Annotated in this window: 19 protein-coding genes; 11 read left to right on the top strand and 8 right to left on the bottom strand. The window is 47.5% G+C overall.

Features of this window, described 5'->3' with window-relative positions; translation table 11 throughout:
• Window positions 1–10: 10 nt before the first annotated feature.
• From ACHWTJ_RS14635 to ACHWTJ_RS14655, 5 genes are all read right to left on the bottom strand, one after another.
• Window positions 11–307 carry a metal-sensitive transcriptional regulator gene (locus ACHWTJ_RS14635; protein WP_294739430.1) on the bottom strand — a complete coding sequence of 99 codons (297 nt, stop codon included), beginning with the start codon at window positions 305–307 and terminating at the stop codon, window positions 11–13.
• 118 nt (window positions 308–425) lie between these two features.
• On the bottom strand, window positions 426–1961 hold the full coding sequence (locus ACHWTJ_RS14640; protein WP_294739428.1) for a DHA2 family efflux MFS transporter permease subunit: 1536 nt from the start codon (window positions 1959–1961) through the stop codon (window positions 426–428).
• Window positions 1962–2224: 263 nt separating this feature from the next.
• A complete protein-coding gene (gene ytxJ / locus ACHWTJ_RS14645) occupies window positions 2225–2551 on the bottom strand; it encodes a bacillithiol system redox-active protein YtxJ (RefSeq protein ID WP_029343222.1) in 327 nt (108 codons plus the stop codon).
• Between the two features lie 5 nt (window positions 2552–2556).
• Entirely contained in the window at window positions 2557–4185 is a 1629-nt protein-coding gene (locus ACHWTJ_RS14650) for an acetolactate synthase large subunit (protein ID WP_394679923.1), read from the bottom strand.
• Complete coding sequence (locus ACHWTJ_RS14655) at window positions 4182–5618, bottom strand: NAD-dependent succinate-semialdehyde dehydrogenase (protein WP_394679924.1); 1437 nt, start codon at window positions 5616–5618, stop codon at window positions 4182–4184. The genes ACHWTJ_RS14650 and ACHWTJ_RS14655 overlap by 4 nt, the downstream gene beginning before the upstream one ends.
• 350 nt (window positions 5619–5968) lie before the next feature.
• Between ACHWTJ_RS14655 and ACHWTJ_RS14660 the strand changes: the two genes are divergently transcribed.
• From ACHWTJ_RS14660 to ACHWTJ_RS14675, 4 genes are all read left to right on the top strand, one after another.
• On the top strand, window positions 5969–7669 hold the full coding sequence (locus tag ACHWTJ_RS14660; RefSeq protein ID WP_294739421.1) for an alpha-glucosidase: 1701 nt from the start codon (window positions 5969–5971) through the stop codon (window positions 7667–7669).
• 108 nt (window positions 7670–7777) lie between these two features.
• Entirely contained in the window at window positions 7778–8200 is a 423-nt protein-coding gene (locus ACHWTJ_RS14665) for a DUF1934 domain-containing protein (protein ID WP_394679925.1), read from the top strand.
• Window positions 8190–8609: a hypothetical protein gene (locus tag ACHWTJ_RS14670; RefSeq protein WP_394679926.1), complete on the top strand. Its 420-nt coding sequence runs from the start codon at window positions 8190–8192 to the stop codon at window positions 8607–8609. The genes ACHWTJ_RS14665 and ACHWTJ_RS14670 overlap by 11 nt, the downstream gene beginning before the upstream one ends.
• 55 nt (window positions 8610–8664) lie before the next feature.
• The gene (locus ACHWTJ_RS14675) at window positions 8665–9102 is read left to right on the top strand and encodes an NUDIX domain-containing protein (RefSeq protein ID WP_394679927.1); all 438 of its coding nucleotides are present in this window, start codon (window positions 8665–8667) and stop codon (window positions 9100–9102) included.
• Window positions 9103–9150: 48 nt separating this feature from the next.
• Here ACHWTJ_RS14675 and ACHWTJ_RS14680 read toward each other — a convergent pair whose 3' ends face one another.
• Complete coding sequence (locus tag ACHWTJ_RS14680; protein WP_294739414.1) at window positions 9151–9498, bottom strand: DUF2628 domain-containing protein; 348 nt, start codon at window positions 9496–9498, stop codon at window positions 9151–9153.
• Between the two features lie 203 nt (window positions 9499–9701).
• On the opposite strand from ACHWTJ_RS14680, the gene ACHWTJ_RS14685 reads away from it, so the two are divergent.
• The 6 genes from ACHWTJ_RS14685 to ACHWTJ_RS14710 all read left to right on the top strand — a co-directional run bounded on the left by ACHWTJ_RS14685 (window position 9702) and on the right by ACHWTJ_RS14710 (window position 17617).
• The gene (locus ACHWTJ_RS14685; RefSeq protein ID WP_394679928.1) at window positions 9702–11837 is read left to right on the top strand and encodes a (Fe-S)-binding protein; all 2136 of its coding nucleotides are present in this window, start codon (window positions 9702–9704) and stop codon (window positions 11835–11837) included.
• 151 nt (window positions 11838–11988) lie between these two features.
• Window positions 11989–12357 carry a MerR family transcriptional regulator gene (locus ACHWTJ_RS14690; RefSeq protein WP_294739662.1) on the top strand — a complete coding sequence of 123 codons (369 nt, stop codon included), beginning with the start codon at window positions 11989–11991 and terminating at the stop codon, window positions 12355–12357.
• Window positions 12358–12393: 36 nt separating this feature from the next.
• A complete protein-coding gene (locus ACHWTJ_RS14695) occupies window positions 12394–13716 on the top strand; it encodes a hemolysin family protein (protein WP_294739409.1) in 1323 nt (440 codons plus the stop codon).
• A 178-nt stretch (window positions 13717–13894) separates the two neighbouring features.
• Window positions 13895–15571 carry a LytS/YhcK type 5TM receptor domain-containing protein gene (locus ACHWTJ_RS14700; protein WP_394679929.1) on the top strand — a complete coding sequence of 559 codons (1677 nt, stop codon included), beginning with the start codon at window positions 13895–13897 and terminating at the stop codon, window positions 15569–15571.
• An 89-nt stretch (window positions 15572–15660) separates the two neighbouring features.
• On the top strand, window positions 15661–16692 hold the full coding sequence (locus ACHWTJ_RS14705; protein WP_294739405.1) for an aldose epimerase family protein: 1032 nt from the start codon (window positions 15661–15663) through the stop codon (window positions 16690–16692).
• Between the two features lie 70 nt (window positions 16693–16762).
• Window positions 16763–17617, top strand: a complete 855-nt coding sequence (locus tag ACHWTJ_RS14710) for a DegV family protein (protein ID WP_294739403.1) — start codon at window positions 16763–16765, stop codon at window positions 17615–17617.
• Window positions 17618–17671: 54 nt separating this feature from the next.
• Here the strand turns inward: ACHWTJ_RS14710 and crcB (ACHWTJ_RS14715) are convergent, their stop codons facing one another.
• Window positions 17672–18022 carry a fluoride efflux transporter CrcB gene (crcB, locus tag ACHWTJ_RS14715; RefSeq protein WP_294739401.1) on the bottom strand — a complete coding sequence of 117 codons (351 nt, stop codon included), beginning with the start codon at window positions 18020–18022 and terminating at the stop codon, window positions 17672–17674.
• The gene (gene crcB, locus ACHWTJ_RS14720; RefSeq protein WP_294739399.1) at window positions 18023–18421 is read right to left on the bottom strand and encodes a fluoride efflux transporter CrcB; all 399 of its coding nucleotides are present in this window, start codon (window positions 18419–18421) and stop codon (window positions 18023–18025) included.
• A 154-nt stretch (window positions 18422–18575) separates the two neighbouring features.
• On the opposite strand from crcB (ACHWTJ_RS14720), the gene ACHWTJ_RS14725 reads away from it, so the two are divergent.
• Window positions 18576–20045, top strand: coding sequence for a methyl-accepting chemotaxis protein (locus ACHWTJ_RS14725; RefSeq protein WP_294739397.1), 1470 nt, complete (start codon window positions 18576–18578; stop codon window positions 20043–20045).
• Window positions 20046–20137: the final 92 nt, after the last annotated feature.

Raw genomic sequence — 20137 nt, forward strand, 5'->3', positions numbered from 1 at the left:
AAAACCCTCCTTACTTTTTCAATCGAGCGATAACCGCCATCAACTCATCAACGTAAGCGTCCGTACTATCTTGACGGGTGGCGACTTCATGCATGCACATCTTGACATGGCGTTCGATGATTTGTAATTCGACTTGCCGCAAAGCTGCTTGAATCGATGCCGTTTGCGTCAGAATGTCGATGCAGTACCGATCTTCATCGACCATGTTGGCAATCCCGCGGACTTGTCCTTCGATGCGTTTTAATCGTTTCATTAAAGCATCTTGTTCTTCATTCGTTCGTGGAACGACAGGATGATCGTGTGCCATAGTCGTACCTCCTTTGGTGATATTATTATTATCTTTACTTTAACATATAGGTATGGGGGGTACCAGTATATAGCTTGAACAATAAAAAAGCAGTCGCGAGCGGCGACTGCTTTTTTTCTTATTGATTGGAAACTTGTGGTTTGATGATTGTTTCATTCAACGAGCGTTGATCGCTGATGATATCCTCTGCCTGTGTCGAGCGTTTAATGAAGAAGGCGAGAAGGAACGCTAAACCGGCAATGAAGGTCGAGATGAAGAACGCATAGTTGATTCCATCAAGCGTCGCTTGCATCGTGATCTGCTGTTTCAGAGCAGCAGCCGCTTCAGCTGTCGGTTGACCTGTCATGTTCTTCGCCGCTTCAGACGCGAGCTCTGTGCCACGCGTCTTCGCATGCGTCGACATGATCGTAACGAGCAATGCTGTTCCGATTGCACCAGATACTTGTTGCAACGTATTGTTCATCGCTGTGCCGTGTGGGTAATAGCGTGTTGGTAATTGGTTCAAACCGTTTGTTGAGACCGGCATCATGACCATCGACATCCCAAACATCCGTAACGAATACAAAACGATCAAATGTGTATACGTTGTATCCATCTCAAGCTGGCTGAAGTAATAACTTGTGACGACTGTTATGAACAATCCAGTCAACGCAAGAGGACGGCCACCAATCTTATCGAACAGTTTTCCGTTGATTGGCGACATGACGGCCATCAAAATCGCTCCTGGTAACAGCATGAGACCCGCATCGAGTGGTGAGATCCCGCGAATCGTCTGGACATAGATCGGAAGCAATAACATTCCGGAGAACATCGCCATCGTGACGACCATCGAGATGGCAGAAGACAAGGCGAACATCGGGTAACGATAGATCTTGAAGTTGAGCATCGGACGTTCCATATGGAGCTGACGGTAAATGAATGTCACGAGTGCGATGACTCCGACGATCAACGCGCCGTAAACGTGGAAACTGTCCCACCCTTTAGAGCCGGCAGAACTGAATCCGTACAATAAGCCACCAAAACCAAGTGACGAGAGTACAACGGAAGTCAGGTCGATTCGAGCGGCAGACCGTTCCTTGACGTCACGGAGCAAGAAGAAACCAGCAACGAGGACGATCAAGGCGATTGGTGTGATGAAGTGGAACAACATCCGCCAATCATAGTGCTCGATGATCCAACCGGATAACGTCGGTCCAATCGCTGGAGCCCCCATCATGATTAATCCGAAGAAGCCCATCGCAGTCCCGCGTTTTTCAATCGGGAAACTGACGAGCATGACGTTCATCAATAGCGGCATCATGATCGCAGAACCCGACGCTTGAATCATCCGTCCTGCGAGTAATACAGGGAAGACATCTGCGAATCCAGCAAGAATCGTTCCGGTCGAGAAGAGAGTCATCGCGAGTAAAAATAAACGACGAACCGAATACTTTTGAATCAAGAAAGCAGATGTTGGAATCAAGACACCGTTGACGAGCATGAAACCAGTTGATAGCCATTGAGCAGTGGCTGGTTCAATCACCAAATCCTTCATGATTGATGGAAGGGCGATGTTGAGCAAAGTATTATTTAAGAAAGCAATGAATGCCCCGATCATCAAAACGGCGAGAATGCCGTAAGGAGCTCGAGTGGTGTGAGTTGCACTTTGTTGCATGAATATCCTCCTAACTAAACTAACGGTACAGATTTCTATACGGTCGTTCTATCTGTAGTTTATCTTAATCCGATTTAGTTCGAATTACAAATAATAATAGCTAAGAAAGATAATTTTATTTTTTATGTAATGTTGAAAGCGTTTTTCTAAATAAGAAAAATGATTCGCGGTGAACATAAAAAGCGCAATCCTTCTCGTTAGAGAAAAAGTTGCGCTTTGTCTTCAGTCTGAAACAGACCAGAGGCTATCTTTTTAATCCAGCGTCACTGGACGTTCGTCTCGAGTGCATCTTTCGTGATGTCGTAATGAGAGGCTGTCCAAACGGATTTACCGTCTTGAATGAACAATACTTGTGGAGACTCGTGTCGAACACTGTAATGCTCAGCGATGTGGTTCGACAAGGTGCGGGCTTCTTGAACGAAGAGATACGCTGTCGGAACAGAAGTTTCATCCGCGAACTTCGTATACTCTGAGAATCCTGCGGCACTGATTGGGCATGTCGTGCTGTGTTTGCAAATCACGAACGCGGTATGCTCGGACGCAAATTGATCAAAATCAGAAATGGATTGCAGTTTACGTGGTTGTGTCATATATATCACCCTCCATACGTCCGAAGACGTTCACTTAACTTTAGATTTTCCCGGTAATCGACCGGACAGTCAATCAAAACGGGTCCATCGCTCGCGAAAGCTTGATCGAGACAGTGGGCAAGCGAACCGTGTTCACCGACGCGAAGTCCAAGTGCCCCGAAGGCATGAGCCAGTTGAACGAGATCTGGATTATCGAAGGTGATATATGATGATTTTCCATATGCTTGTTGTTGTTTCCATTCGATGAGTCCATATGTCCCGTCACGCCAAATCAAAACGACGAGCGGCAGCTTCAAACGGACAGCGGTCTCGAGGTCCTGACCGTTCATGAGAAAAGCTCCGTCTCCAGCGGCACAGACGATGCGTCGATCTGGGTATAACAGCTTGGCTGCGAGCGCGCTCGATAAACCATAGCCCATCGAAGCAAACCCATTCGAAATGAATAATTGATCGGGGTGTGTCGTTTGATAATGGCGGGCAAGCCAGACTTTGTGTGCTCCGACATCCGAGAAGACCATCCCGGCTTCGCCAACCGTCCGTTCGAGCTCACGAACGATGCTTTGAGGATGTAAAGGAAGCGCGAGGGAATACGTCTCTTGAATCTCTTGGCGCAACTTATCGCGATCCCGCTGCCAGCCGTTCCAGGAACGCTTTGGAAGAAGCGGCGTCAAAACGGTCAATAAATCTGAAAGATTCCCGACTAGATTCGCGACGACTGGATAGTAGGAATCGATTTCGTGAGCGTTTGTATCGAGATGGACAATTGGTGTCTTTTTCGGATTCCATTTTTCCGGGGGCAATTCCGTAATGTCATAGCCAATCGTAATGATGAGATCACTCGCATCAAGAATCCGCTGGTTGTAATCAACATCCGGCAAACCGATCGTATGCGCGGCAAGTGGATGCTCGGAAGAGATGGAGCCTTTTCCCATCATCGTTTCAACGACCGGAGCATTCAGCTTTTCGACGAATGCCCGAAACGACTCAAGTGCGTGTTGCCGATGGATACCAAATCCAGCAATAATGACAGGACGTTTCGATCGTTCAATCAATCGTAAAATGTCTGGATCGTCAATCGTTAACGGATGAAGATACGTCGGTGCACTATCGTTTTGGACAGGAGTCACAGATTGATCTTGTTCTTGTCTTGCGACGTCCTCCGGAAAAGAGATATGCGTCGCTCCCGGCTTTTCGCTCTGTGCCGTCGCAAAGGCACGACGGACGATTTCCGGAATCACTTCTGCTGTCAGAACGGACGTACTTGACTTCGTGACCGGACGATACAGATCAACGAGATCAAACATTTGATGCGACGCTTTATGCTGTCGTGATAGTGCTCCTTGTCCTGTGATTGCGACGACAGGGGAATGGTCCATTGTTGCACTCGCAATTCCAGTCATCATGTTGGTCGCACCAGGACCAAGCGTCGATAAGCAAACTCCCGGTCGTCCGCTCAGACGACCGAACATCGCTGCCATGAAAGCGGCGTTCGTTTCATGGCGAGTCGTAATGAATGTAATCGACGAACGACTGAGCGACTCAAGCAATGTGATGTTCTCTTCACCGGGAACGCCGAAGATGTGCGTGACACCCTCTGCCTCTAAACATTGGACGAACCAATCCGCCGCGTTCACGCCAGTCCACCGATTGAGATGTACTTCGTCTCGAGATATGCTTCGAGTCCTTCGCTACCGCCCTCGCGTCCAAGACCGGATTGTTTCATTCCACCAAATGGCGCTTGCGCAGCAGAAGGAACTCCATCATTCCAGCCGACGATCCCGTAATCAAGTCCTTCAATCGCACGAATCGCACGAGCATAATCCTTTGTAAAAACGTATGAAGCGAGACCGAATGGTGTCTGGTTAGCGTAACGAATCGCTTCTTCGTCAGAACTGACACGCTGGACGGGTGCGACAGGTCCGAACGTCTCCTCATTCATGATTAACATGCCAGGTTTTACGTCAGCGAGAACAGTTGCTTCATAATAATAAACATCGTTCTCCTCATCCGTTGTTCCTGTTCCACCCGTGACAACTCGCGCACCAGCAGATGTCGCATCGTCGACATGCTTTTTGACTTTCTCGTAACCCGCCTTATTGATCATCGGACCGATTTTCGTCTCGGCATCTAAACCGTTCCCGGTTTTCAATTTCGCCGTCTCCTGCCCGAGTTTTTCAACGAATACGTCATAGATCGAGTCAGATACATAAATCCGGTTTCCGCAGACGCATGTCTGTCCGCCGTTTCGGAATTTTGACTTAATCGTCTCCGCGACAGCTAAATCAAGGTCACAATCATCAAAGACAAGAATCGGTGCATGTCCACCAAGTTCAAGCGACATCGCTTTGATCGTCTCTGCTCCTTGCGCCATCAACGTCCGTCCGACTTCGGTTGAACCAGTAAAGGTGATCTTATCGACATGTGGATGTGTCGCGAGTGATTCACCGAGTGCTTTCCCGCTACCTGTAACGGCATTGACGACGCCTTCTGGAATCCCGACTTCCTGACAAAGTTCAAGTAAGCGAAGGGCTGTTAATGGAGTCGCGGTTGGTGGTTTGATGACGAATGTGCATCCGGCAACAAGTGCCGGAGCCAATTTTCGAGTAATCATAGCTGCCGGGAAATTCCACGGTGTGATCGCAGCAACGACACCGACCGGCTGTTTGATGACTTGAAGTCGTTTAGAAGCATCATGCGTTGGAATGACGCGTCCATACGCCCGTTTTCCTTCTTCCGCGAACCATTTAACGAAGTTTGCCGCATACTGGACTTCACCTTCTGATTCAGCGAGTGGTTTCCCCATCTCGAGCGTCATTAACCGGGCGAGTTCATCTTTTTTCTCGATCATCTTGGCATAGAGTTTTTCCAAGAGTTCAGCGCGTTCATATACTGTCCGTTTCGACCAATCAGGAAATGCCTTCCGTGCCGCTTCGACAGCGTCGTTGACGTCTGATTTTGTTCCGTTTGGTACGCTACCGACGACTTCTCCGGTTGCTGGATTTGTGACATCTGTCCGTTCCCGTCCGTGATCCAGCCATTGTCCACCAATAAAGAATTGTCCCTTCATCTTGAAAATCCCCCTTTTTTTACGTGCATTGATAAGGGTATACCCGAACGACGAAAAAAAGATTCACTTTGGGAAGGAAAGGTTATGCAAAAGGGTAGAAATCGACCGATAAACAGTGTAGGATAATTCAGTAAATGTAATGTAAAATGATCTGAAATATTCATCGTGAACAAAGAGTGACACCCGTTGATGTGAAATGGTGGAATCCCCCTCGAAACATTGACTTTGAAAGTGGATTTGATAAGATGAATGTAGAGGAATTGCGCAATCGGTTGCGCTATATGTATAGATGTTGACTAACTGACGAAAACAGCACCCCAAAGACTGACCTACGAGAGGATTCACGACACATGACACAAATGATACCGCGCCCTGAAACGGCCCAACAAACAATTACACGAGCTTGGTGGAAAGAAGCAGTGGCTTACCAAATCTATCCACGCAGCTTTTACGATGCAAACAACGATGGAATCGGCGATATTCCGGGTATCATCGCAAAACTGGATTACTTAAAGGATCTTGGCGTCGACGTTCTTTGGATTTGCCCGATGTTTAAGTCACCGAACGACGATAACGGATATGACATTAGTGATTATGAAGACATCATGGATGAGTTCGGTACGATGGCGGACTTCGATCTCTTAATGGAAGAAGCGCATAAGCGTGACATTAAGGTTTTGCTTGATCTCGTCGTCAACCACACATCGGATGAACACCCGTGGTTCCTTGAATCACGTTCATCAAAAGACAATGAGAAACGCGATTGGTACATCTGGAAAGATGCTATCAATGGTGGCGAACCGAACAACTGGGAAAGTATTTTCGGTGGATCAGCATGGGAATATGACGAAAAGACAGAGCAGTACTTCCTGCACGTCTTCTCACGTCGTCAGCCGGACTTGAACTGGCAAAACCGCGACATGCGTCAAGCCGTTTATACGATGATTAACTGGTGGCTCGATAAAGGTATTGACGGTTTCCGAATCGATGCAATCAGTCACATCAACAAGGATCAATCGTTCGCTGATCTCCCGAACCCGCTCGGTATGCCGTATGTGCCGTCGTTTGATATGCATATGAATGTCGAAGGCATCCATGCGTATCTCGAAGAGTTGAAGGACGAGACGTTCTCGAAATACGACATCATGACAGTCGGAGAAGCAAACGGCGTCACACCGGAAGAAGCGGATCTATGGGTTGGAGAAGAGAACGGTAAGATGAACATGGTCTTCCAGTTCGAGCATATGGATCTTTGGCGCGCCGACGCGGAAAAAGGAGTCGACGTCGTCAAACTGAAGCAAGTGCTGACGAAATGGCAAAAAGGACTTGAAGCAACAGGTTGGAATGCCTTGTACCTCGAAAACCACGATAAGGTTCGTTCGGTCTCTCTCTGGGGCGACGAGGAACAGTACTGGAAAGAGAGCGCGAAGTCGCTTGCGATGATGTATTTCTTCATGCAAGGCACACCGTTCATCTATCAAGGACAAGAGATTGGGATGACGAACGTTCAATTCCCGGACATCTCTGATTATGATGACGTCGCAACAAAAAACATGTACGAGATGCAACTTGCTTCCGGTAAGACACATGAGGAAATCATGGAAGTCATCTGGAACTCGTCCCGCGATAACTCACGCACACCAATGCAGTGGACGAATGAGCAAAACGGTGGCTTCTCGAATCAATCCCCATGGTTTGGTGTCAACCCGAACTATGCGGACATCAACGTCGCGTCGCAAGAACAAGATGAAGATTCGATCTTGAACTTCTACAAACGAATGATCCAAATCCGTAAGATGGAAGAGACGTTGATTTACGGCGCGTACGATCTCATCTTACCGGAAGATACGAAAGTCTACGCGTATACACGGACGCTTGGTGACGAACAATTCTTGATCGTTACGAACTTAAAAGGCGAAACAGCAGAAATCGATACGGACATCATCTTGCACTCGGATAATATGTTGCTTGGCAACTATCCGACGATGCATCATGAAGGTACAGAACTCGTCCTTCGTCCATTCGAAGCTCGTCTGTACCGTGTGCGCTAATAGGTTTTGAACGGATTCGATGTACATCGAATCCGTTTTTTTATTGCATGTAAGCAGAAGGTGCATCCGACGAAAAAATCGTGTACGCTAAACGATGAGGTGATAGAAGTGAAACCAGTAAAGTACCCGGTGTCATTAAGACAGGTGACGACGATCGAAGATGGTCCGATGCGTGAATCGGTCGAACTTGAGGCGGACGGCACGTTGTTCGAAACAAAAGACGGTTTTGCCGTGAAGTTCGTTCAGCCGGATGAACAACCGATCGATACAACGATCAAATGGTCAAAAGATCAAATCGCTTTGAATCGCAAAGGTCCTGTTGCGATGCATCATGTCTTCATTTTAGGAGAGACGACCAAAAGCCAGTATGGCAGTCAGTTCGGTCAGATGTTGATGGAAACGGACACGGAGACGATTGAGATGAAACCGCAACAGATGCAGTTTCGCTATACATTGAAGATGAATGGACAAGCAGTCGGTACGTATACGATTGATTTAACTTGGGAACGGAGTGAGACGAATGGCATTTGAACAAACAGTACGTCAAATGGAACAGATGTTGGAGGAGGATTGGTTCGAGTGGCTCGAGAACGATGAGCCGCGCTACAACGAATGGCGCGATCAACTCGAAGGACTCGCAGAGCAGGTCATCACGGAATACAACCCGAAGGTCGACCCAGAGTCGATCGATACACTACTTTTAATCAACGAAGAATTACCGGTCTTATACGGCGAAGATACCGTCATGCTGTATACAGCGCTCTTGAAAGCACGTCAGGAAGACGATCAAGTGTACGAGCGTTACTTGACGATCCTTGGTGCGTTCGCGGACGAGCAACATCCGGCGATTCGTGAAGTCGAAAAATTTGTCGCGAAAAAAGACTATAAAAATGCCTTCGCACGTGCAGTTCGTCTGCCACAGTCGCTCGGTTTAGAATAAACAATCAGTGGACCATCTTGTTTTAGGCAAGGTGGTCTTTTTAGGAGGAAACGTCATGTATCCACTCTATCGCATCATCGTCGCGATCATCCGCAAGGGCGATCAACTGCTCATCGTCAATAATCAATCGGGTCAGGAGAAACGCTGGAGCTTACCCGGTGGACAAATTGAATCTGGAGAGACACTCGAGCAAGCGTTGCGTCGCGAGGTGGAAGAAGAAACCGGTTTGACGGTCACATCGTCGTCGTTTGCTTTCTTAACGGAGAACTTCATGCCGACCTATCAAGCGCACAGCCTCGTGACGTATTTTGATTGCAAAGTGAGTGGTGTACTTGATCCTAATGATCCCGATGAAGAAATCGTCGAGACGAAGTGGATCGACCAAACGGAATTAGCCGAGTACATCACGAGTGACGATGTCCGTCTCTCATTATATGCGTATTTAGATGAACAACGTCAGGCATATTATATGTTTGAAGAGATGAAGTGGTAATCAAAAAGAACGGATCACTCTTATGAAGGAGTGAATCCGTTCTTTGGCTTAGAATGCTGCTTCTTGTCGAGCAGGCGTTTCAGATAAGAGACGTGCATGGATCCCACGGTGTTTTAAAGCTTGTTGGAATGATGTGTCGATTGGACGATATCCTTTTTCAATCAACTCATTGATATAGATTTTATTGTAGATGAATGAAAACACAAGACTGACGAGACCTGTTCCAAAGCCTACCGTAGCCGTACCGGCGACGATTGCAAGAACAAGTTGGATCAATCCCCATTTAAAATCGCCACGGAAAAAAGCTGGGAAAAAGCCGAAAAAGAATGTTGTCCAAGAAAAGCCAACCTTGACTTCTTTGACGAGACCGCTTGGATGTTGAAGAATACCTTGCATAATAAAAACCTCCTAATATGTATATAAATAAAATGACCATATATACGATAACTTACTTTTTATGGATGCGTCTGATTTTTTGACAGATTAAGTCAATAAATAAGCAGGAAATTTATTTGAAAATTAATGAATGAATAGTCATTCATTATGTGCTATACTCATTTCAACACAACTGCTTTAGGGGGAAAGGGGTTTGTTCGAATATGAATACGTTTTTAATCATTAACTGGATTGCCTTCCTACTCGTCATCGGATATGCAGGCTATCTGTTCACGTCACTCGTCAAAAGTCGTTACGCCGCCATTAAACGGGGAAAAAAAGCGGAGTGGACATTGACGAATAAAGAACGACTAGACGCAGTTTTAATTAACGTCTTCGGACAAAAGAAACTATTAAAGGATAAGAAAAGTGGCGCTATCCACGTCATGATGTTCTATGGCTTCTTACTCGTTCAATTTGGAGCGATTGATTTTATCTGGAAAGGACTCGCCGTTGGTCAGCGTTTTCCGCATGTTCCGCTCGGTCCACTTTATCCATTTTTTACATTCTTCCAAGAAATCGTCATGCTCGTCATCTTGATTGCTGTCGTCTGGGGCTTTTATCGTCGGTATGTCGAGAAACTTGTTCGTTTGAAACGAAACTTCATGGCAGGTCTTGCCTTGATCTTCATTGGTGGTTTGATGATCGCCGTCCTATTTGGAAATGGCTTCTTCCTTGTTTATGAGAACCATTCGACGCTCGGTGAACCCGTCGCTTCAAGTATTGCCTTCTTATTCGGCTGGGTACCAGAATCGGTTGCGTTCGGATTATTCGTCTTCTTCTGGTGGGCGCATCTCTTGTTCTTACTCAGCTTCATGGTCTACATCCCGCAAGGTAAACATGCGCACTTGATTGCCGGTACGGCAAATGTTTGGCTCGGTCGGACATCAAAAGTCGGTCGTTTGGCACCGATTGATCTATCGGTCATGGAAGAGGCGGAAGACGAAGAAGCGGAGTTCAGCTTCGGGGTCAACCGGATCGAGGATTTCAATCAGAAGCAGCTCGTTGATCTATATGCCTGCGTCGAGTGTGGTCGCTGTACGAATATGTGTCCAGCGAGCGGAACTGGGAAGATGCTGTCGCCGATGGATTTGATCGTTAAATTACGGGACCATCTCAACATGAAAACGGCAGCGATCACTCAACGTTCGCCATGGGCACCTGCCTTTGCGTTCGAAGGATCGCAAGGTAATCAAATCGCTTCACTGGCTGCAGCCGGACAAATGGATATCGTTCCGGATTCATTGATTGGGAACGTCATTACGGAAGAAGAAATCTGGGCGTGTACGACTTGTCGGAACTGTGAAGATCAGTGTCCGGTCATGAACGAACATGTCGATAAGATCATCGACCTCCGTCGCCATCTCGTCATGATGGAAGGGAAGATGGATCCGGAGATGCAACGGACGATGGCAAACATCGAACGTCAAGGTAATCCATGGGGGATGAATCGGAAAGAACGCGAAAACTGGCGGAAAAACCGGGATGAACTCGTCGTTCCGACAGCGAAGGAAAAAAAGAAAGCAGGCGAAGACTTCGAGTACCTGTTCTGGGTCGGTGCGATGGGATCGTACGATAACCGGAGTCAAAAAATCGCGATGGCATTTGCTCGTATTTTGAATGAGGCAGACATCTCGTTTGCGATTCTCGGAAACGATGAGAAGAACTCAGGCGATACACCGCGCCGAATCGGGAACGAAGTGTTGTTTCAGGAACTCGCGGAAGCAAACATTAAATCATTTGAGAAGTATGGCGTCAAAAAGATCGTCACGATTGATCCGCATGCCTACAATACATTTAAAAACGAGTATCCCGACTTCGGGCTCAGTTCGGACGTCGAAGTCTATCACCATACGGAATTGCTCGCACGACTGATTGACGAGAAACGCATCACACCGCTCCATGAAGTCAAGGAACGGGTCGTCTATCACGATTCGTGTTACCTCGGTCGCTACAATGATATTTACGACGCACCGCGTTATATTCTCGAGAAGATTCCAGGCATCACACTCGTCGAGACGGAACGCAACCGTGAAAAAGGCATGTGCTGTGGTGCTGGTGGCGGCATGATGTGGCAAGAAGAAAAAGTCGGTGCACGTGTCAACGTCGCGCGGACGGAACAATTGTTGACCGTCCAACCATCCGTCATTGGATCAGCATGTCCATACTGTCTGACGATGCTCAGTGACGGCACGAAAGCGAAGGAAGTTGACGAGGCAGTTGCCACGTATGATGTCGTTGAATTGCTAGAACGGTCAATCGTCGGTGTGGCGGTCGAAGAGCCAATTGCAACGGTTTAAAAGTAGGAGTGAACGATTATTCTCGTATCAACGGGAGTAATCGTTTTTTTTATTAAAAGCATGACGTTTTACTGTATGGTTTTGACGTGATAAGATAAAAGAACTAATTATCGAAAGGAGGTGAGAATCTTTTGGGAAGGCGTTACTTCGAATCGGTCAGGTCGCGGAGACCACCGGCTTATCTAAACGAACGATTGATTACTACACATCACTCGGTCTCTTAACACCAGAGCGTACCGCATCTGGCTACCGTTTGTATGACGAATCGGTCATTCATCAAATCGAAAAGATTGAATATTTGAAGTCTCAACGGCTTTCCCTGCAAGAGATTCTTGCTTCTTTTACGGAACGGGAACAAAAAACAGGGGAGACGATTTATCAAGAGGTACAACAATTGCAGGCAACGGTTGAGGGACTTGAGCAACGCTTGTTACGTTCGACAGACGTCGAGAAACAAGCGATTCGCTTAGAACTGTCACGGCGTCTGACATTGATTGCTTCTTTGATTGCACAGCTTTAATACAAAACAATGGAGGTGACCCCTGTTTAGGGGATTTTGGATACTATATTATTCATCAATTTATTTTTAGTGGTGTTGTTGATCGTGTTGACGGCGTTTTTCGTCGGATCGGAATTCGCTGTCGTTAAAGTACGGATGTCACGTTTGGATCAGATGATCCAGGAAGGCAATAAAAGTGCGGTCCTCGCGAAAAAAATCGCAGGAGATCTTGATTATTACTTGTCTGCCTGTCAGCTTGGTATTACCGTCACAGCACTTGGTCTTGGGGCACTTGGGGAACCGACAGTCGAAAAGATTTTGCACCCGGTCTTCGATGACTTCGGAATCTCTGCTGCGGTTTCGACACTGTTGTCGTTTGGTATCGCATTCGTATCGGTGACGTTCTTACACGTCGTCATCGGTGAACTCGCTCCGAAGACGCTTGCGATTCAGTATGCGGAACGCATGACATTATTATTTGCCCGTCCGCTTTATGTGTTCGGAAAGATCATGTATCCGTTCATCTGGTTACTCAACGGTTCAGCACGTCTGTTCCTTGGTCTGTTCGGTGTCAAACCAGCAGGACATGAACAAGCCCACTCAGAAGATGAATTAAAAATCATCATGGCGCAAAGCTTCCAAAGTGGTGAAATCAACCAGACGGAACTTGCTCTCATGCAAAACGTCTTTGCCTTTGACGAGCATATCGTCAAGGATCTGATGGTTCCACGGATGCGAATGGAGACGATCTCGGAACGTTTGACGAAGAATGAACTGATGGAAATTTTCATGGATAATCCGTATACGCGTTATCCGGTCACGGAAGAGAACGATAAAGACCGGATTCTTGGATACGTCAACGTTAAGGAAGTCTTGACGGATTACGCGAACGGGAACGAACATCCGGTGACACATTACGTCAAGGAATTACCGGTCGTTTCTGAAGTAACATCACTTCAGGACACATTACGGAAGATGAAACGGACTCGTACGCATCTTGTTCTCGTCGTCGATGAGTACGGTGGAACAGCAGGACTCGTCTCGATGGAAGACTTACTCGAAGAAATCGTTGGTGAAATCCGCGATGAATTCGATGCGGATGAAGTCGAAGAAATCGAACAAATTAAATCCGACGAATTTTTACTAGATGGTACGGTGTTACTCGCCGATTTAGAAGAGCGCTTCAACATTCAGTTTACGAATGTCGAGGACGTGGATACGATCGGTGGTTGGATTCAGATGCACAACATTGATCTTCAACCAGGTGAACATATCGATACACCAGACTTTTCGGTTGAAGTCATGGAGATGGAGAACTATCAAATCAATCGTGTCAAGATTTGGTTGCATCCAGCTGAACAAGTTGAAGCAGAAGGATAAGATGGTCGGTTCCTCATAGAGGAACCGATTTTTTTATATCACATCAGTCAAAAAATCAAGAACCGACAGATTGTACGAACTTTCAGCGGACATGATAGGAGAATGAAGAGATGAGCGGGAATGTAATCTACAACTACTGTATTGTCGATTCGCGTCCTATGAAATGAGGAGGTATTCCGTGCTTGATCAGATTCCATTCTTACTGAGTCGTTTAGGTATGTTAGCACTGTTAGCCTTTTTATTATCCCAGTGGCGAATATCCCGATACATATTCAAGATGGATCGCGGGATGAATGTACCACTTCTTTTGGCATTCGTATCATCTGGTATTTTAATGAACTATGCGGGAATCGTGCTTTCAAAAGATACGACGATCGATCCGTTACTCGGATTATCCGTCAAGAAGGATGCTTTATTACTCGATACACGTTTAGCAGTCATCGTGACGAGCGGTTTGATCGGCGGACCAATCGTTGGCGGGATCACAGGATGTCTAGTTGGATTGCACCGCTATCTACTAGGTTCTATAGGGGCAGAAGCAGGTTGGATCATTGCGATGGTAGCTGGTCTTGTGAGTGGATGGTACCGGAAACGTTGGCGTTTACGGGATGACTACGCCTTGATTCCACCAGTCGGTATCGTCTTAACGGCATTGTTCTGTGAGAGTGGAATCACGTTGTTGCTGGCTCCAGATACAGCGCAGGCGCTTGATTTAATCAGTCATGCGGTGTTTCCGTTACTGCTCGCGAACACGTGTGGTGTCGTACTGTTCATCATGATTTTACGAACGCAACTTCGACTCGAAGGTGATCTTTTCATTCGACAAACGGAGCGTTCCGATCGTCTGCTACAAGCGTTACAGCCCTTACGAAAGCAGGGGTTGACGTCAGAAGTCGCGCGACAAATCGGAGCGACGCTATTGAAAGAAACGAAGATGCAACGTGTCGTCTTGCTCGGAGCGACGGAAGTCGTCATCGATATGACAGAACAGCAACCTGCAGTCTGTGGTGAGCAACCAAGACGTGAGGAGCAACAATGGATTGAGGCAGAAGAACCCGTCCGACAGGAAGATGAACTGACGGGACAGATTTTAAGCTTTCATCCGATGCGCATCAACGGTCAAAAAGCGGGTGTCATCTGTTACTTCTCGAAAGATCTGTTTGACGATACGGTCGAGCGGATGACGGAACAACTTGTCCGTTTATTAGCGCGAGAGCTACACATGCACCGAGAAGAGCAGTTGCTCCGAATAAGCGGCAGAAAGATGAAACCCATGTTACACGTCAGTTATCTCAAAGGCATCATCGAAGAAATTCAGCGGACCGCTGATCCGGGAACTCCTGTGAAACATCAACTGAATGCATTATCGCAGTTGTTGACGGCAGCAACGCGGCATGAGGAACATCCACTACGCGAGGAACTAGCGACGTTAAAAGCGTATCTATCGCTCGAAGGAACACGCCGTCGTCCAAATCAACTGACCTCCGCTGACATCACGGTAGACCTCGACATCGAGACTGCCGTCGAAGAATACTTCGTCTTTCCATTTCTCGTGACACAGCTCGTCGATAATGCATTGCGCCATGCGTTCGCAAAGGCAGGACGACATCACCGGATTGATGTCCGCGCATCTAAGACGACGACGGACTGGGTCATCGAAGTCGCGGATAATGGTCAAGGAATGCCGTTTGCCGTCATGCAACAACTGGATCAAAAGGAAGCCGGTGATTCAAATCTATTCTTGATTCGGCGCGCACTGGAGGTGACATATGGTCCGGCTGCGTCATTACGCGTCTATTCCATCATTAATCAAGGAACACGAATCGAAGTCCGGCTACCTTTTCCATCCCCATGACGACAGTGGCACTTTGCTACTGTTGTTTTTTTGTTTTGCTTCAAGGGTAAATAGGAAAACAGGAAAACGTATCGTACAGGAGGAAACAGATGATGATTACGACAACAGAAGTGGGACAACTAGAAAATCAGTCCTTGTTACGGTTCACGTTAGAGAATGCGCATGGACACAGTGTCGATATCTTGAACCGAGGCGCAAAAATTCTTGCGATACGGGTTCCGGATCAGCAAGGGGTAATCGAAAACGTTGTACTCGCGTTTGATGACCTGTCAGAATACCAGGATGATCCACACCATTTAGGTGCAACAATCGGACGTGTCGGAGGGCGGATCGCGAACGGCGCGTTCGCGCTCGAAGGGATGACATATGTACTTGAACAAAATGAGGGCGAACATCATCTCCATGGGGGAAGTGAGAATTGGGCGAACCGGATGTTCACGCATGAAATCACCGACGACCGACTCATCCTGCGATTAGATAGTCCGAGCGGAGAAAACGGTTATCCCGGTCACGTATCGTTTGAGTTGACCTTCGAATGGACAGACGAGAACGTCCTGCATATTCATTATGAAGCGGAGACGACGGCTTCGACGCCGTTCAGTCCAACGAATCATACGTACTTCAATTTGACGGGTGAAGCGAAGACGACGATTGAACAGCATGTCCTGCGAATGGATGCCCCTTTTTATATTCCGTTGACGAAAGATGCCGTACCGACCGGTGACATGCTTCCGGTGACAGACACTGTCTTTGATTTTCTGGATGCCCGTCCCTTACATGAGGTCACACATGCACCAGACGAACAACTCCGTCAAGCGGGTAGTGGGGTCGATCATCCCTTTCTACTTAGAGAAGGTGGGGAAATCGTTCTCGACGAACCACTCAGCGGTCGGCGGTTACGGGTCGTGACCGATCAACCAGGAGTCGTTGTCTACACAGCCAATCACTTGTCAGGCGAGTTCAAGATTTGCGGAAGACGGGCAACACCGTACCTGGGCATCTGTTTTGAGACACAAGGACTGCCGGATGCGATCAATCAACCGGATTTCCCTTCCGTCGTCTTACGTGCCGGTGAACACTATCATAAGCGTACATCGTTTCATTTTCAGATGATGTCATGAGGTTTCTTGCGATTTCCACTTCTGTATATGGTAGGATAGAGCGAGAAGAATCTAACGGAGGCTAAGGAAAATGACTAAAATTGCATGGGTGACCGATAGTATGGCCTATTTCACGAAGGAAGAGGCAGAAGCGATCGGCGTCAATGTCGTTCCGATTCAAATCTTACTTGGTGATACGGCGTATCAAGAGAATGCCATCACGGTCGAGCGCCTGTTTCGTGCTCTGGATGCGGACAAAAAGCTGATTGCGAAAACTTCACAACCGATCTTTGGTGAGTTCGTCGGAACATACGAACGGCTAAAAGAAGAGGGATATGACTGTGCCATTGCAGTGCATTGTACAAATGGCTTATCAAGTACCGTTCAAAGTTCAGCATCAGCAGCGGAAGCAGCAAGCTTTCCGGTTCATATCATCGATTCCCATACCGCGTTTGAAAACCAACAGGAATTCATTCGTTATGGAATGGAACTTGAGGCACAGGGGAAATCGGTCGAAGAAATCGTTGCGGCGTTACAAGCATTGACGAAAAAGACCCATTTTTATATGATCGTCGGTAACATGGAGACGATGCGTCGCGGTGGACGTGTCTCGTCGGGAGACCTATTCCTTGCGAACTTACTCAGCATCAAACCGATCATCACGACGGATGAAGCAGGAAAAATCGTGCCATTCAAAAAAGCGCGTTCTCTTAAGAAAGCCTACATTGAGATGGTCAAACAAATCGATGAGTCAATGCGTCAGCACACATTCTACAAGAACCGGATTTATGTCGCGACGACGATGGCACCGGAAATGGCAGCGGAACTGCGCCAACAAGTCGCAGTGAAGTTTCCGGATCTGACGATTCTTGAAGGGACATTTGGTCCTGCGATCGGGACGCATGCCGGAGCAGAGACGGTCGGTCTATTCTGGATGAATGATTAAACCTATATGTATATCAAAAGAGGCGACGGATTTTTCCATCGCCTCTTGTTTCGTTCAAGCTGTAAGTGTAATTCCAAGGAAAGCTGCAAGAATTCCTAAACCGTAGCTCGAGATGAGATAGAGGGTGAGCACTTTACGATTTCCGTCATGAAATAACTGCAACGTCTCGATTTTAAACGTCGAGAACGTCGTGAACGATCCAAGGAAGCCGGTACCTAAGAGTAATGTCCATGTCGTATCCAGATTCGCACCGATGACGAGTCCGAGCAAAAACGAGCCGATTACGTTAATCAGGAACGTCGCCAGAGGAAATTCGCGTTTCCACATCGTCTTGATCCATTGACTGACAGCAAAACGACTGATAGCGCCACAAAAAGCACCAATAGCGAGGGCAAGTAATTCCATTCACTCACGTCCTTTCGTCACGCGCCGCAGTCGTCTTGTTCCGAGCACGTAACCAAGGTAAGACAGGAACAGACCGCCGAATAGGCTTACGAGTACATAGAGAAAAGCATTCGCTACATGATGTTCGTTGAATAAGGTCACGGTCTCGACGCTAAATGTCGAAAACGTCGTAAATGAGCCGATGAAGCCCGTTCCGATGGCTGTGATCGCATATTGGTGCAAGAGTTTCGTTCGAAATAAAAAGTGTGTCGCGTAGCCGAGCAAAAAGCTCCCGATCAAGTTGATCGCAAGCGTCGGCCACGGGAACGGACCAGTCGTAAAGTCGCCGATCAGCAGTCCGAGCCCATACCGTGCAGAGGCACCGAGAACACCTGCGAGACCTACGAGTACATAGAGCATAGGAATCCTCTTTTCTGAAAAAAGTCTATGTTAAACGTACTCCCGCTCTTAAGAAAGCGTCAAGAAAAAAAGTCGCTTGAGGGACTTAACGATTGAATTCTTTCTGCCGATGAACAATTGTATGACTTTAATAAGGTGAAGGAGTTTGAACAAGATGGTATCTGCCCTCGAGCAACAAAGTACAAAGATTTTGTCCCGCCTGATTGCAACGTTAATTACGATTGCGCATCCATTGATTTTCTTATTCGCGCAAATGAATTACGTCCCGATCAGTGTGTTTTATCAGTTTTTAGTCGGTGGTTTGATCTTGACGGTCGCGTTGCTTGTGGGCAACCGTCTACTTGGACATCGTCCGAGCGGGAAGTACGTTCAAGTGACGTTAACGTATTTCGTCCTCGCTCTCGTTTTAATAACATTACCGTCGCCGAGCATTTGGACGATCGTCTATCTCTACTTGACGATTTCAATCGTCTATTTGATTCCGAGGTTGGTCATTCTCGCCGGAATCCTTGGTTTAGTTGAAATGGCTGTATTCACAATGCTTGGAACGATTGTCTTTACGAATACATTCGATTTGATCGTCGCGTATGTCATCTATTTGATGATTTTCTCGGCGGCTGTCTTTGTCGCCGTCTTTGGACGGAACGTCATGTTAGCCGTCCGCCAAGAACAGGAACGGTCGGAAGCCTATGCGGCAACATCACAAATTGCTCTCGAGCAAACGGCAGCAACCGCAACGGAAGTGACAACATTCACGGAAGAGATGAGCGAGACTGTCGACGCGGCGAAGGATTCGTTCAGTCAGGTCGATCTAGCGATGCAACAGTTGGCGCATGATGCAGCAGGTAGCGTTCAAGCGATTCGCGAAATCCGTCAATTGAACGAACAGCAAGTCAACCGGATGGAGGAAGTGACGGTATCAGTCGACCGTGCGCTCGAACGAAGCTCCTCATCACGAACGACAGCTGAACAAAGCAGGCAGACGATTGGTCTTGCGGGACAATCCCTACAACAATTGACGACGAGCATGGATGATTCGGTCACGTCGTTCGGACAGCTTGCTGGACGTTTCCAGGAAATCGTCGCCATCACGTCGAGCATCAATGCGATTGCGGCGCAAACGAACTTGCTCAGTCTTAACGCATCGATCGAAGCAGCTCGTGCGGGTGAGTTCGGAAAAGGTTTTACGGTCGTTGCGCAAGAAATTCGTAATCTATCAGCACAGACGGCAGAAGCGTCGAAAGAAATCAATGCGATCATTGAACGTGTTGATCAGGACGTCACGCAAACAGGGAACTCGATTCATGCGAGTACGACATTGCTACGTGAGCAGGAAGAACGCATGGCAGAGAGTCAGTTAGCGCTGCAAACGATCGAGACGGATGCAACGGAAGTTGTTGGATCAATCCAGTCGGCGCAGACCCAATTCGCAACGATGACGAGCAGTCTTGCCGCCATCACGACAGCAGCCGGTCAACTCGACACGTTCATGAATGCATTACTCTCACAAAGTGAGTCACTATCCGGCTTGACACGTCACCAAGTCGGTCAGGTCATGGAGCTGCAGCATGCGATCCATGCCTTGAACGAAACGGCATCCACTCTTCAGCAAACGAATCGTTAACGAAACAGCTCCTCATCGATCGATGGGGAGCTGTTGTATATCTTCAGACTGTTTGTCGGTAGGACGGACGGGGAAGAAGATAGGGAACGAAC

Source organism: uncultured Exiguobacterium sp. (genome assembly GCF_964277885.1).
Taxonomy (GTDB): Bacteria; Bacillota; Bacilli; order Exiguobacteriales; family Exiguobacteriaceae; genus Exiguobacterium_A.